Source organism: Streptomyces sp. NBC_01288, assembly GCF_035982055.1.
Classification (GTDB): domain Bacteria; phylum Actinomycetota; class Actinomycetes; order Streptomycetales; family Streptomycetaceae; genus Streptomyces.
Map to the genome: position 1 here is coordinate 1,091,872 of NZ_CP108427.1, position 14,021 is coordinate 1,105,892.

General features: G+C 70.1%; 10 protein-coding genes and 1 pseudogene. 6 read left to right on the plus strand and 5 right to left on the minus strand.

All coding sequences use genetic code 11. The annotated features are described in order from the left end of the window. Positions 1 to 2: 2 nt before the first annotated feature. Positions 3 to 1,454, plus strand: a complete 1,452-nt coding sequence (locus OG194_RS04980; protein WP_327399606.1) for a purine-cytosine permease family protein — start codon at positions 3 to 5, stop codon at positions 1,452 to 1,454. A gap of 22 nt (positions 1,455 to 1,476) precedes the next feature. Here OG194_RS04980 and OG194_RS04985 read toward each other — a convergent pair whose 3' ends face one another. Continuing rightward, on the minus strand, positions 1,477 to 3,366 hold the full coding sequence (locus tag OG194_RS04985; protein WP_327406981.1) for an ABC transporter ATP-binding protein: 1,890 nt from the start codon (positions 3,364 to 3,366) through the stop codon (positions 1,477 to 1,479). Positions 3,367 to 3,528: 162 nt separating this feature from the next. Here OG194_RS04985 and OG194_RS04990 point away from each other — a divergent pair, with 162 nt between their 5' ends. Then, positions 3,529 to 4,461 carry a lysylphosphatidylglycerol synthase transmembrane domain-containing protein gene (locus OG194_RS04990; RefSeq protein WP_327399607.1) on the plus strand — a complete coding sequence of 311 codons (933 nt, stop codon included), beginning with the start codon at positions 3,529 to 3,531 and terminating at the stop codon, positions 4,459 to 4,461. Here OG194_RS04990 and OG194_RS04995 read toward each other — a convergent pair. Then, positions 4,452 to 4,917, minus strand: a pseudogene (locus tag OG194_RS04995) (FGGY family carbohydrate kinase); the annotation flags it as partial. The gene OG194_RS04990 and the pseudogene OG194_RS04995 sit on opposite strands and share 10 nt — an antisense overlap. A 238-nt stretch (positions 4,918 to 5,155) precedes the next feature. Between OG194_RS04995 and OG194_RS05000 the strand changes: the two are divergent. Then, positions 5,156 to 6,298 carry a mechanosensitive ion channel family protein gene (locus OG194_RS05000; RefSeq protein WP_327399609.1) on the plus strand — a complete coding sequence of 381 codons (1,143 nt, stop codon included), beginning with the start codon at positions 5,156 to 5,158 and terminating at the stop codon, positions 6,296 to 6,298. A 28-nt stretch (positions 6,299 to 6,326) separates the two neighbouring features. Here the strand turns inward: OG194_RS05000 and OG194_RS05005 are convergent, their stop codons facing one another. Next, positions 6,327 to 7,898: a M1 family metallopeptidase gene (locus tag OG194_RS05005; RefSeq protein ID WP_327399610.1), complete on the minus strand. Its 1,572-nt coding sequence runs from the start codon at positions 7,896 to 7,898 to the stop codon at positions 6,327 to 6,329. Between the two features lie 210 nt (positions 7,899 to 8,108). Between OG194_RS05005 and OG194_RS05010 the strand changes: the two genes are divergently transcribed. Next, entirely contained in the window at positions 8,109 to 10,328 is a 2,220-nt protein-coding gene (locus OG194_RS05010) for an NADP-dependent isocitrate dehydrogenase (protein WP_327399611.1), read from the plus strand. Positions 10,329 to 10,886: 558 nt separating this feature from the next. Here the strand turns inward: OG194_RS05010 and OG194_RS05015 are convergent. Beyond that, a complete protein-coding gene (locus OG194_RS05015) occupies positions 10,887 to 11,228 on the minus strand; it encodes a DUF5713 family protein (RefSeq protein ID WP_327399612.1) in 342 nt (113 codons plus the stop codon). Positions 11,229 to 11,312: 84 nt separating this feature from the next. Between OG194_RS05015 and OG194_RS05020 the strand changes: the two genes are divergently transcribed. Beyond that, positions 11,313 to 12,125 carry an N-formylglutamate amidohydrolase gene (locus tag OG194_RS05020; protein WP_327399613.1) on the plus strand — a complete coding sequence of 271 codons (813 nt, stop codon included), beginning with the start codon at positions 11,313 to 11,315 and terminating at the stop codon, positions 12,123 to 12,125. Between the two features lie 73 nt (positions 12,126 to 12,198). Continuing rightward, positions 12,199 to 13,422, plus strand: a complete 1,224-nt coding sequence (locus OG194_RS05025) for a cytochrome P450 (RefSeq protein WP_327399614.1) — start codon at positions 12,199 to 12,201, stop codon at positions 13,420 to 13,422. 55 nt (positions 13,423 to 13,477) lie between these two features. On the opposite strand, the gene OG194_RS05030 is transcribed toward OG194_RS05025, so the two are convergent. Beyond that, the gene (locus OG194_RS05030) at positions 13,478 to 14,020 is read right to left on the minus strand and encodes a hypothetical protein (protein WP_442811493.1); all 543 of its coding nucleotides are present in this window, start codon (positions 14,018 to 14,020) and stop codon (positions 13,478 to 13,480) included. Position 14,021: the final 1 nt, after the last annotated feature.

Sequence of the window (14,021 nt, forward strand, 5' to 3'; positions counted from 1 at the left end):
CCGTGACCACCACATCAGAGCCCCGGGTGTCCGGGCTGGAGATACGTTCCATCGACTATGTCCCCCTGAACGAGCGCCACGGCAAGCTGTGGCACCTGGGCCCCCTGTGGTTCATGTCGAACGCGCAGATCGCCACCCTCGCCGTCGGCCTGATCAGCATCACCGAGGGCGGCAACCTCATCTGGTCGCTCATCGCGATCGTCGCGGGCACCCTGCTCGGCACCTTCTTCATGGCCTTCCACTCCGCCCAGGGCCCCCAGCTGGGGCTGCCGCAGATGATCCAGTCGCGGCCCCAATTCGGTTACGTGGGCGCCCTGTTGGTGTGGCTGTTCGCCTATGTGCAGTACGCGGGCTTCAACGTCTTCAACACGATCCTCGCCGGTGAGGCCCTGCACACCACGGTGCACGGCGGCACCAAGATGTGGGTGGCCGTGGTCACCGTGGTCGGGTTCGTGATCGCGCTGGTGGGCTACGACGTGATCCACAAAGCGGAGCAGTTCCTGACGTACACCTTCCTGGTCGTCTTCGGGATCTTCACCGTGGGCGTGCTGGCGACCCTGCACTACCCGGCCGGCTCCTTCGACCTCGGCGGCTTCTCCTGGACGCCGTTCCTCGCGCAGTTCGGCGTGGTCGCGGGCTACCAGATCAGCTGGGCGATCTACGTCTCGGACTACTCGCGCTACCTCCCGCCGGACGTGACCGTCCGCAAGACCTTCTACTGGACCTACTTCGGCTCGGCGCTCGGCGGGGTCTGGCTGATGACGCTCGGCGCGCTGCTCGCCGCCTGGGCGGGCAAGGACTTCGACACGATCCGCTCGATCAACGCGGCGGGCGACAAGGTGTTCAGCGGCTTCGGCGCGATCGTGCTCCTCTTCGCCACCCTGGGCCTGGTCTCCGTGACCGCGCTGAACATGTACGGCGGTTCACTGACCCTGATCAGCGCGATCGACTCGTTCAAGAAGGTCCAACCGACCGTGTCCGTAAGGGCGTTGACGATCGGGCTGACCGCCGCGCTCTCCCTGGCCGGTGCGATGGCCGCGACCGCGAACTTCCTCACGAACTTCAACAACTTCCTGCTGCTGGTGCTCTATCTGTTCATCCCGTGGACCGCGGTCAACCTGATGGACTACTACGTGGTGCGCCGCGGCCACTACGCGATCGCCGAGATCTTCAACCCCCATGGCATCTACGGCCGTTGGGGCTGGCACGGGATCATCTCCTACCTGGTGGGCTTCGGTGTCATGGTGCCGTTCTTCTCCGTCGGCACCCTCTACGTCGGCCCGATCGCGCACGCCATGGACGGCGCCGATCTCTCCCTGTTCGTCGGACTGCCGGTCGCCGGGCTGCTGTACTGGTGGCTGAGCCGCTCGATCGATGTGGAGGCCGAGATCCGGGTGGCCGAGGCCGAGGCCGAGGAGTTGGAGAACGCGGCGCACGAACACCGCGAGCCCTGACGCCCGTTACGCCGCTCGGCCGTCACACCACCGCTTCCTGGACCGGTCCAATCTCCGGCTGCTTCTCGAACTGCGTCCGGTACAGCTCCGCGTACCGCCCGTCGGTGGCGAGGAGTTGGTCGTGCGTGCCGCGTTCCACGATGCGGCCCGCCTCGACGACGAGGATCTGGTCGGCGGAGCGCACGGTGGACAGCCGGTGGGCGATCACCACCGCCGTACGGCCCTGCAACGCCTCGGCGAGTGCCTCCTGGACGGCCGCTTCCGAGGTGTTGTCCAGGTGGGCGGTGGCCTCGTCGAGGATGACGACGCGCTGGCCGGCCAGCAACAGCCTGGCGATGGTGAGGCGTTGGCGCTCGCCGCCGGAGAGCCGGTAGCCGCGTTCGCCGACGACCGTGTCCAGGCCGTCGGGCAGCGACCGTACGAGATCGTCGAGGCGGGAGCGGCGCAGCGCGTCCCACAACTCGTCCTCGGTGGCGGTGGGTTGGGCCAGCAGGAGGTTGGCGCGCACCGAGTCGTGGAAGAGGTGGCCGTCCTGGGTGACCATGCCGAGGGTGGCCCGCAGGGAGGCGGCGGTGAGGTCGCGGACATCGACGCCGCCGACGCGTACGGCGCCTTCGTCGACGTCGTAGAGACGGGGCAGGAGTTGGGCGACCGTCGACTTGCCGGCGCCGGAGGAGCCGACGAGGGCGATGGTCTGGCCGGGTTCGGCGCGGAAGGAGATGCCGTGCAGGACCTCGGCGCCGCCGCGGGTGTCGAGGGAGGCGACCTCTTCCAGTGAGGCGAGGGAGACCTTGTCGGCGGACGGGTAGGCGAAGCGGACCTCGTCGAACTCGACCGCGACCGGACCCTCGGGGACCTCACGGGCGTCGGGTTTGTCCTCGATCAGCGGTTTCAGATCCAGCACCTCGAAGACGCGCTCGAAGCTGACGAGGGCGCTCATCACCTCGACGCGGGCACCGGCGAGCGCGGTGAGCGGGGCGTAGAGGCGGGTCAGGAGCAGGGCCAGCGACACGACCGCGCCCGGCTCCAGGGTGCCGTGCAGGGCGAACCAGCCGCCGAGGCCGTAGACGAGGGCGAGGGCCAGGGCGGAGACCAGGGTCAGTGAGGTGATGAACACCGACTGGGCGGTGGCCGAGCGGACGCCGATGTCGCGGACCCGGCTCGCGCGGTCCGCGAACTCCACGGACTCCTCGTCGGGGCGGCCGAAGAGTTTGACGAGGGTCGCGCCGGGCGCGGAGAAGCGTTCGGTCATACGGGTGCTCATCGCGGCGTTGAGCGTGGCCGCCTCGCGCTGCATGCCGGCCATCCGGCTGCCCATCCGGCGGGCCGGGATCACGAACACCGGCAGCAGGACGAGCGCGAGCAGGGTGATCTGCCAGGACAGGGTGAGCATGACGACCAGCGTGAGCAGCAGGGTGACGAAGTTGCTCACCACTCCGGACAGGGTGTTGCTGAACGCGCGTTGGGCGCCGATCACGTCGTTGTTGAGTCGGGAGACGAGCGCGCCCGTACGGGTACGTGTGAAGAACGCGACCGGCATGCGCTGCACATGATCGAACACAGCCGTCCGCAGATCGAGGATGAGCCCCTCCCCGAGCGCGGCGGAGAGCCGCCGACCGAGAATCCCGAGGGCCGCCTCGGCGACCGCGATCAGGGCGATGAGCAGGGCGAGGCGTACGACGGTCCCGTCGTCGCCGCCCGACACGATCGCGTCGACGACATGTCCGGCCAGTACGGGGGTCGCGACGGCGAGCAGCGCGGTCACCACCCCGAGCAGGACGAACCGCGCGATCGGGCGGCGGTGCGGCCGAGCGAACTCCGCGATGCGGCGCAGCGTGGCGCGGGCGAACGGGCGGCGTTCCTGTTCTGCGGTCATGACGGTGTGCAATTGGGTCCAGGCCGTGCTCTCCATGCTCATGGGAGAGACCGTAGGACCTCAAGCGTCGTTGAGGTCAACGGATTCGTCGCATCCGCGCCTACGGACTCGCGCGAGGACACGTGTAAGGGCGCGCGTAAGGAGCTGTCCCCGCTGCCGCAACCCGCAGTTGTCGTGGCGCGGAAACCCTCCAGTGATGTGAGACACGTCCGCGTCCGGCAGATCCTGTGCCTGCTCCCGCTGCTCCTGGTCACCGTCGTCGCCGTCCAGCACCGGTCCGTTCTCGTCGAGGGCTTCGGCCAGCTGCGGGCCGCGGAGTGGCCCTGGCTGGTGGCGGCGGCCGGTGCCACCTGTCTGACCTGGGTCGCCGCCGCCTTCACCCGGCAGGGTGCCGTGGTCGAACGACTGCCCGCGCGGCGGCTGTTGGCCACCCAGTTCGCGGCGGGCGCGGCAAACCACCTGCTGCCTACGGGACTTGGCGCGGGCGCGGTCAACCTGCGCTTCCTGACGGTGTGCGGGCTGCCGCTGGCCCGTTCGTCCGCCGCGCTGGCCCTGTTCCTCCTCGCGGAGTCGATAGCCCGGCTGACGCTGCTCACCGGTCTACTGATCGCCTTCCCCGACGCCCTGCGCCTCGGAACTCTCCTTCCGACAGGGGCACTTGGCCCGCTGCTCGCCAGCATCGGCGCCGTGCTGGGCGCGGCGGTCCTGGTCCTCGTTCTGGTACGACGGCTGCGGACGGCGATCCTGTCGTTCCTCCGTACGGCGTTCAGCGAGGCCCGCTCTGTGCACACGCGGCCGGCTCGGGCGCTCGCGCTGTGGGGCGGTTCGCTGGCGTTCCCCGCGCTCCAGGCGGCCGGACTCGTCGCGGTGGGGCAGGCGTTGAACCTGCCGGTGCCGCCCGCGCAGATGGCGCTCGCCTATCTGGCGGCGACGGTCGCGGTCGCGCTGGTGCCGACGCCGGGCGGGATCGGCTCGGTGGAGGCCGCGTTGATCGTGGCGCTGGTCGCGGCGGGCGGCCCGGTCGCGGTGGCCACGGCGGTGGTGCTGGCGTACCGGATCATCACGGTCTGGATCCCCATCATTCCGGGCGCGTTGACACTCGGCGCCCTCGTCCGGCTGAGAGTCATCTGATTCCCGGGTCCGGTGAGCGAGCCGCGCAGGTCGCCGCGCCACCAGGGTGCGGCGAGGGCGGCGAGGGCGGGCACCAAGATGGCGCCCCGCTGTCGGACACGGCGCCGCCCACCCGGTCCAGGTCGGCGGCACCGCAGATGACGCCGAGGCCGGCGAGCCACCGTACGGCCGAAGCGGCCGTGTACACCTGCCCGTCGAGGCAGCGACTGGCCCGCCCGCCGAGCCGCCACACCACACAGCTCACCGGTCCCTGGTCGCCGCGCCGGGGTGAGTCGCCGGTGTGCGCGAGGAGGAACGCCCCTGTTCCGTAGGTGCACTTGGCGCCGCCGGGTGCGGTGAGGCGAGCAGGGCCGCCTGCTGGTCCACCACGAGGCCGGTGAGGGGTCTCTCCGTGCCGAACGCCGTGGTCGTACCGATGAGTTCGGCTCAGTCGACGACACCCGGGAGGCGTTCTCCGGCCGAACTCGTCGAGGGAATCGGCTGAAAGCCGTGCTCACAGCCCCGGGCGAGGTACGAACTCCCCGTCCGGATACGGCAGGATGAGCGGTCGCGCCGGTGCGGGGGAATCGTTCCGGCCGGTGCGACGGCAGTTCCGGCAATGCCCGTACTTCGAGCAGGTGGACAACGTGACGACTCTTCACATCCGGCCGTCGGGGGCGCCCTTCGCCACCGTTTCTCTCCCCGGAGGTGACCGGTGAACCGCACGCCGACCCTGGACGACTTCATGCTCGCCGGAATAGCGCTGGCCTCGGGCCTGTTGGCGGCGTTCCTGCTGCGGATACTGCTGCGCTGGCTGGGCAAGCACGCCGACCGCACCCGCTGGAGCGGCGACGACGTGATGGTCGACGCACTGCGGACCGTGCTGCCGTGGTCGGCGATCACCGGTGGCGCGGCGATCGCGGGGGCCGTGCTGCCGCTGACGCACACGGTCCAGCACCAGGTCAACCAGACTCTCAAGGTGCTGATCATCCTGGCCGTGACGGTGGCGGCGGCGCGGGTGATAGCGGGACTGGTCCGTGCCGTCACCAACTCCCGCTCCGGGGTCGCCGGTTCGGCCACGATCTTCGTCAACATCACCCGGATACTGGTCCTGGCGATCGGCTTCCTGGTGATGCTCCAGACGCTGGGCATCTCGATAGCGCCGATGCTGACCGCCCTGGGCGTCGGCGGTCTCGCCGTCGCGCTCGCCCTTCAGGACACCCTCGCCAACCTGTTCGCGGGCATCCACATCCTCGCCTCCAAGACCGTGCAGCCCGGCGACTACATCAAGTTGAGCAGCGGCGAGGAGGGGTACGTCGAGGACATCAACTGGCGTCAGACGACGGTACGGGCGCTCTCCAACAACCTCGTCGTGATACCGAACGGCCAGCTCGCCAAGACGAACATGACCAACTTCATGCGTCCCGAGCAGGAGTTGACGATCCTGGTCCAGGTGGGCGTCGGCTACGACAGCGACCTGGAGCATGTCGAGGAGGTGACCATGGAGGTCATCGCCGAGGTCATGACCGACATCACCGGCGCGCTCCCGGAGCACGAACCGGCCATCCGCTTCCACACGTTCGGCGATTCCCGGATCGGCTTCACGGTGATCCTGGGGGTCGGGGAGTTCAGCGACCAGTTCCGGATCAAGCACGAGTTCATCAAGCGCCTGCACAAGCGGTACCGCGCCGAGGGCATCCGCATCCCGGCACCGACCCGCACGGTGGCGCTCCATCAGGGGGCGCTCCATCAGGGGGCGCTCCCACAAGGGACGATCGCGCAGGGGGCGGTCGCCATACCGCAACAGCGGATCCCCGAGGACGAGCCGGGCGAAGTCCCCTCCACCCGGCTCGACTGACCTGATCTGATCTGACCGGTCAACTCCCTCAGAGCGTCGCGGAGTTGTCGCGGTAGTGCCCGTCGGTCCGGTTCTGCGGGACGGTGAGGGACGGGTTCACCGGCGTCACCGTCCAGTCCGGATGACCGGGCATGCGCGGCGTCGCCGTACCGTAGAGCCAGTCCCGCAGGAAGCCGGACAGGTCCTGGCGGGAGACCTTCGAGGCGACGGCGATGTAGTCCTCCGTCGTCGCCGAGGAGTCGCGGTACCGGGCCAGGAAGGCGCGTTCGACGGCGTGGAAGGTGTCCTCGCCGATGAACTCCCGCAGGGCGTACAGGACCAGGACGCCGCCCAAGTAGCGCTGGTCGTCGAAGAGGTCGACCGCGTTCGGGGCGGCGACCGGTCCCGAGTCGTGGCGCCACTGGTCGCCGCGTGCGTAGGTGTCCTTCATGCGGGCTTCCATCGTGGTCAGGCCGAGGGAGTCGGGCCAGCCGCGCTCGTAGCGGTAGAGGAGTCCGTAGAAGTCGGCGTGGCCCTCGTTCAGCCAGAGGTCGGCCCAGGTGGCGGGGCTGACGCTGTTGCCGAACCAGGAGTGGACCAGCTCGTGCATCATGTGCGAGCCGATCTTGCTCTCCGCCTGGAGCAGGAAGTTCGGTTTGTAGAGGGTGAGGGTCTGGGTCTCAAGTCCCGTGAAGTCAAAGGCGTTCGGGGCGTCGGAGTTGCACGGCAGCAGTCCGTACGTCTCGAACGGGTAGGCCCCCAGGCGCTGTTCGAGCCAGTCGACGAGGCCGGGGGTCAGCGCGAGCGCCGGTTCGAGGGCGGCGGCGCGCGCGGTCGGCACGACATCCCGCAGCGGCAGCCCGTGCGGGCCGCGCCGCTCCTTGACCACGTAGTCGCCGACCGTGATCTGCACCAGCTCGGTCGCCATCGGTGAACGGGAGCGGTAACCGAACGCGGTCCGGGCGCCGTCCAGACGCTCGGTGCACACGAGTTGACCGTTCGCGACCCCGCGCAGCCCGTCCGGGACGGTGATCCGGAACGTGAAGTCGGCCTTGTCGCTGGGGTGGTCGTTGCAGGGGAAGACGGTGTGCGCCAGGTTCGGCTGACCGCACACCGCGAAACCGTCGGGGGTGACGACCCAGCCGCCGGTCGGCGCGGCGGCACGGCTCGGGTCGACGGAGTACTCCACGCACACGGTGACCCGGGCCCTCGCCGGGAGCGTCCTGGCGGGCGTGATCCGCAGCTTCTCGCCGGCCTGCTCGACATCGGCCCTACGGCCCTGCACGCGCACCGTGCGGATGTCAAGGCCCAGGGCGTCGAGGGAGAAGCGGGTCAGGGCTTCGGTCGTGCGGAGTTCCAGTGTCGCCGTGCCGTCGACGAGCCGGGTCGTCGGGTCGTAGGCGAGGTCGAGGTCGTAGGACAGGACGCGGTAGCCGTCGTTGCCGAGGGTCGGGAAGACCGGGTCGCCGAGGGTCTCGGCGCCCTCGTCGCCATGTCCCCGTCCGGTTGTCTCGTCGCCGTGCCCCCGTCCGGCCGCGAAGGCCGGGGAACCCGCGGTCAGTGCCGTGGCCGTACCGATCAGGGCGGCCACCGGGGCCGTCACTCTGCTGCGATATCTCATGATCCGCTTTCGCTCGGGCGGCCGGGTGGTCGGCTCCGGCCGTCGGTCGGTGAAGGTGATCCACCCCTTACCGACTACGGGGTGGGGCGATGGGTTGCCCTTGATCCACGCACGCGTGTTCGCGCAGTGCGGACAGACCGCTGTCGAGTGGGACCGGATCAGGAGATATCTTGATGTCGAGCAATGTTGCAGACGTGGAGCGGAGCACCGGTGACTGACTCGACCATCATCTATACGCACACTGACGAGGCCCCGGCCCTGGCGACGTATTCCTTCCTGCCGGTGGTCCAGGCGTACGCCTCCCAGGCGGGTGTCGCCGTGACCACGCGGGACATCTCGCTGGCCGGGCGCATCATCTCCGTGTTCCCGGAGTACCTCACCGAGGACCAGCGGATCCCGGACGCCCTGCACGAGCTGGGCGAACTGGCGAAGACGCCCGAGGCCAACATCATCAAGCTGCCGAACATCTCGGCGTCCATCCCGCAGCTCAAGGCCGCCGTGGCCGAGTTGCAGGAGCAGGGTTACGCGCTGCCGAGCTACCCGGACGACCCGAAGACCGACGAGGAGCGGGACATCCAGTCCCGTTACGACAAGATCAAGGGCTCGGCGGTCAACCCGGTCCTGCGTGAGGGCAACTCCGACCGGCGTGCCCCCGCCTCGGTCAAGAAGTACGCCAAGACCCACCCGCACCGCATGGGTGCCTGGTCGGCGGACTCGAAGACCAATGTCGCCACCATGGGCGAGAACGACTTCCGCTCCACCGAGAAGTCCGTGACGATCGCCGAGGCCGGCGCGCTGAGGATCGAGCTGGTCGCCGCGGACGGCACCACGACCGTGCTGCGCGAGTCCGTACCCGTCCTGAAGGACGAGGTCGTCGACGCCTCCGTGCTGCACGTCGCCGAGCTGCGTGAGTTCCTCACCGCGCAGATCGCCCGGGCCAAGGCCGAGGACATCCTGTTCTCCGTGCACCTCAAGGCCACGATGATGAAGGTCTCCGACCCGATCATCTTCGGCCACGTGGTCCGCGCGTTCTTCCCGAAGACCTTCGAGCAGTACGGCGCCACGCTCGCCGCCGCCGGTCTCTCCGCGAACGACGGTCTCGGCGGCATCCTCAAGGGCCTGGCCGCGCTGCCCGAGGGCGACGCGATCAAGGCGTCCTTCGACGCGGAGATCGCCGAGGGCCCCGCGCTCGCGATGGTCGACTCCGACAAGGGCATCACCAACCTGCACGTGCCGTCCGACGTCATCGTCGACGCCTCGATGCCGGCCATGATCCGCACCTCGGGTCACATGTGGGGCCCGGACGGCGCGGAGGCGGACACCCTCGCGGTGCTCCCGGACTCCTCCTACTCCGGCGTCTACCAGGCCGTACTCGACGACTGCCGCGCCCATGGCGCGTACGACCCGTCCACCATGGGGTCGGTGCCGAACGTCGGTCTGATGGCGCAGAAGGCCGAGGAGTACGGCTCGCACGACAAGACCTTCGAGGTCCCGGCGGCCGGTACGGTCCGCCTCGTCGACCAGGCCGGCAACGTCGTCCTGGAGCAGTCGGTCGCCAAGGGTGACATCTTCCGGGCCTGCCAGACCAAGGACGCCCCGATCAAGGACTGGGTGAAGCTCGCGGTCACCCGCGCCCGCGCCACCGGCAACCCGGCGGTGTTCTGGCTGGACGAGACCCGCGCGCACGACGCACAGCTGATCGCCAAGATCAACGCGTACCTGCCGGAGCACGACACCGAGGGCCTGGACATCCGGATCCTCGCCCCGGTCGAGGCGACCCAGCTGTCGGTGGAGCGCATCCGCCGCGGCGAGGACACGATCTCGGTGACCGGCAACGTGCTGCGTGACTACCTGACCGACCTCTTCCCCATCCTGGAGCTGGGCACCAGCGCCAAGATGCTGTCGGTCGTCCCGCTGATGGCGGGCGGCGGCCTCTTCGAGACGGGCGCCGGCGGCTCCGCGCCGAAGCACGTGCAGCAGTTGGTCAAGGAGAACTACCTGCGCTGGGACTCGCTCGGTGAGTTCTTCGCGCTGGTCCCCTCCCTGGAGCAGTACGCGACGTTCACCGGCAACGCCCGCGCGCAGGTCCTCGCGGACACCCTCGACCGCGCGACGGCGACCTTCCTCAACGAGGACAAGTCCCCGACCCGTCGCGTCGGCGGCATCGACAACCGCGGCAGCCACTTCTTCCTGTCCCTGTACTGGGCGCAGGAGCTGGCCGCGCAGACCGACGACGCGGACCTCGCGAAGGCGTTCGCGTCGCTCGCCGAGACCCTCGCGGGCGCACAGGAGAAGATCGTCGAGGAACTCGGCGCGGTCCAGGGCAACCCGGCCGACATCGGCGGCTACTACCAGCCCGACCCGGCCAAGGCCGCGAAGATCATGCGTCCGTCGACGACGTGGAACGAGGCGCTGGCTTCCCTGAGCTGACGCACGAAGCCTGTAGGGCTCTTGTCCCTCCGCCCCGGCCGGGATCTTCTCCGGCCGGGGCGGAGGCGTTTCGTGGGGCGGGCGGGTGCTGAGGGCTTGGCAGGAGACGGCACGTCACGCGCCGGCACTGCGGAAAACGGGCAGCCACTCACCCACCCCGGGAATCGGGACGCCAGGCGCCTGTGCGGGCAACCGGCCACCGCTCTGTCGCGTCGGAGAGCGAGCCGCCGCTCAGCCGTGCTGGAGAACGGCCCGCCATTCCACCGCGCCGGGCACCGGGCCGCCACGCGTCTGCGTCCGGAACCGGCACGCCGGTTCCCCACCCTCTCCTCGGTCCTCCCCTACGGCCGCCACTCAGCCGCCCCTGGACGCGAGGCCGTGCCGAGCCTCGGCTCGGCGCCCGCCCGTGCCCGAACGGTCTGCCGACCACCCGCACCCGACCGGCTCGCAGGCCACCCGCGCGAGAACCACTGACCGCCGCCCGTTCCGGCCAGGACTACGACCCGCCGCGCTCACCGATCCCCGGGCACTATCCCCACCGGCCCGCACCCACTCGCGTCACCAGTCCCGCACCGCGATCAGCTCCTCCACATCCGCGTCCGTGAAGCCGTACGCGTCGGCCACGAAGCCGAATTCCTCGGCTATCTCCTCGCGGGCCACGGTCTCGATCTCGCTGTCGGCGGCCTCGAAGTCGGCCTGTAGGGCGTTGAATTCCTCGGTGGCGACCTCCGTGAGGGCGTACAGCGCGGGCAGGTCGGCGGGGTGTTCGGTCTCGATGCGCTCGCACAGGCGCAGCAGGATGGCCTTGCCGAGGTCCAGGACGTGGTCGGGGTAGTAGTCGTCCCGGTACAGCGCGGGCAGGAACGCGTGCTCGGTGATCTGCTGGTTACTGACGGGCATGGTGGTGCTCCCCCGGTCCGTGATCGTCTGTGCGGATACCTTGATCCTGCACCACGCCACTGACAACGCCTCCGGGAGCCACCTGTGTCCCCCATTGCGCCGGCCTCCGGGCCGTCCTTCGAGCTGCTGCCCGGCGCCGCCGGCTCGCCCGTGATCCTCCATGTGCCGCACTCCGCGCGGGAGATACCGGCCGACGTCCGCGCGGACATCCTGCTGGACGACCCTGCGCTGGAACGCGAGCTGGACCACATCACCGACAGCCACACCGCGCGGATCGCCGCCGAGGCGGCACGCGCGTGTGCCGTCACCCCGTGGCGGTTCGTGAACCGTCTGTCGCGTCTGGTCGTCGATCCGGAACGCTTCCCTGACGAGCGCGAGGAGATGCTCGCCGTCGGCATGGGCGCGGTCTACACCCGCACGACCCACCACGCCGACCTGCGGCCCGCCGACCACGACCCCGAGCCGTTGATCGAGCGCTACTTCCGCCCGTACGCCCGCGCGATGACGGAGGCCGTCGCCGACCGGCTGGCCGCGACGGGCCGGGCCGTCGTCATCGACCTGCACTCCTATCCCACCGCCCCGCTCCCCTACGAACTCCACGGCACCGACCCCCGCCCCGCCGTCTGCCTGGGCACCGACACCCTCCACACCCCGCCCGCACTGCTGTCGGCGGCCCGCGAGGCGTTCGCGGGGTGCGGGGAGATCGGGCTCGACAGCCCGTTCATCGGTACGTACGTGCCGCTGGAGTTCTACGGCAAGGAGCCCGCGGTCGGCGCCCTGATGGTGGAGATCCGCCGGGACACGTACATGACGGAGCCCGGTGGCCCACCCGACGGCCCTGGGGTCGCCCGGCTCGCCTCCGCACTGACGACGCTCGTGAACGCCGTATCCGCGTAACCTCCCGCCCTCCGGCCCTCCGGCTGGAGCACTCCCGCAGGACAGGCGACCGGGGGCGTACGAGGGTGGACGCATGACCGAGGAGACCACCACGCTGACCGGCCAGGCCCCGCCCCCCGTCCGGGACTGGCCCCCGCTCGACCTGACCGGGACGGAGTTCGACCCGGTCCTCGCGGAGCTGATGCGCGAGGGCCCGCTGACCCGGATCCGGCTGCCGCACGGCGAGGGCTGGGCGTGGCTGGCCACCCGCTACGACGACGTGAAGATGATCACCAACGATCCACGGTTCGGCCGCGCGGAGGTGACGACACGTCAAGTGACGCGCATGGCCCCGCATTTCAAGCCCCGACCGGGGTCACTGGCCTTCGCCGACCAGCCGGACCACAACCGGCTGCGCAAGGCGATCGCGGGTGCGTTCACCGTCGGCGCGATGAAGCGGCTGCGGCCCCGGGCGCAGTCACTGCTCGACGCGCTGGTCGACGGGGTCGTGGCGGACGGGCCTCCGGCCGATCTGATGGAGCGGGTTCTCGAACCCTTCCCGCTCGCCGTCGTCAGCGAGGTCATGGGGGTACCCGACGAGGACCGGGAGCAGGTGCACGCCTGGACGCGGCAGATCATCTCCACGTCCGGCGGCGCCGAGGCCGCCGACCGCGCCAAGCAGGGCATGTACGCGTGGATCACGGACACGATCCGCGCCCGCGCCGAGAGCGACGGCACCGACGTGTACTCGCTGCTGGGCGGCGCCGTGGCCCGCGGCGAGATCAGCGAGGAGGAGGCGTCCGGTGTGGCGGGTCCGCTCCAGATCGGCGGGGAGGCTGTCACCCACAACTGCGGCCAGATGCTGTACCTGATGCTCACCCGCCCCGACCTGCTGGAGCGCCTGCGTGCCCAACCCGAGTGCAGGGAGGCCGCGTTGGACGAGCTCCTGCGGTTCATCCCGCACCGCTCCTCGGTCGGTCTGGCCCGGATCGCCCTGGAGGACGTCGAGTTGCACGGCCTGCGCATCAGCGCGGGCGATCCGGTCTACGTCTCCTACCTCGCCGCCAACCGCGACCCGGCCGTCTTCCCGGACCCGGACCGCATCGACGTCGACCGCGATCCCAACCCGCACCTGGCCCTCGGCAACGGCTCGCACTACTGCACCGGCGCCGTGCTGGCCCGTCTCCAGACCGAACTCCTCGTCGACACGCTGTTGGACCGCCTCCCAGGTCTCCAACTCGCCGTTCCCGCCGAGGAGATCGTCTGGCGCCGGAAGACGATGATCCGGGGGCCGCAGACGTTGCCTGTCACCTGGTAGGCCACTTGTGCGCGAGGACGGGGGTGTCCCCGACTCCGCCCTCGCGCACCGGCGTTCACGCCCGCAGCCACTCCGTGACGACGACCTCCCCGCCGGCCCGCAGCCGTAGCGCGAAGGGGCCGCTCGGGGGTGCGTCGCTGGTGAAGCGGCCCATGGCGTCGGCCGTGAGGGTGGTGGGGCGCAGGGCCTGGGGGCCGTTCAGGACCTCGATGCCGGCCGGTTGGGGTGGCATCACCTGGCCCATCAGGCCCTCGCTCGTCACCTCCACGTCGATGCTGAGGTCGCCCGCGGTGAAGGTCAGCATGCGGGGCGCGACCGTGGCCCCTCTGACCGGGATCGCGTCGACCAGGGAGTCGAAGGTCAGCTCCGCGAGTCGGGCGTCCATGTCGTACAACGCGTAGGCGTCCATGGCGAGTTGGCGCAGTTCGGCGGGGACCGGGTCCAGGATGGCGGCGGCCTGCCGCAGCTCCTCCTCCAGGAGGCTGTCGTCGAACTCCCCGCCGTCGGCGTCCTGTTCGTCGCCCTGGTCGTCGAACTCCTCGTCGTCGAAGGGGTCCTGACCGAAGGCGCCGAACGCGTCGAGACCGTCGTCGTGCATG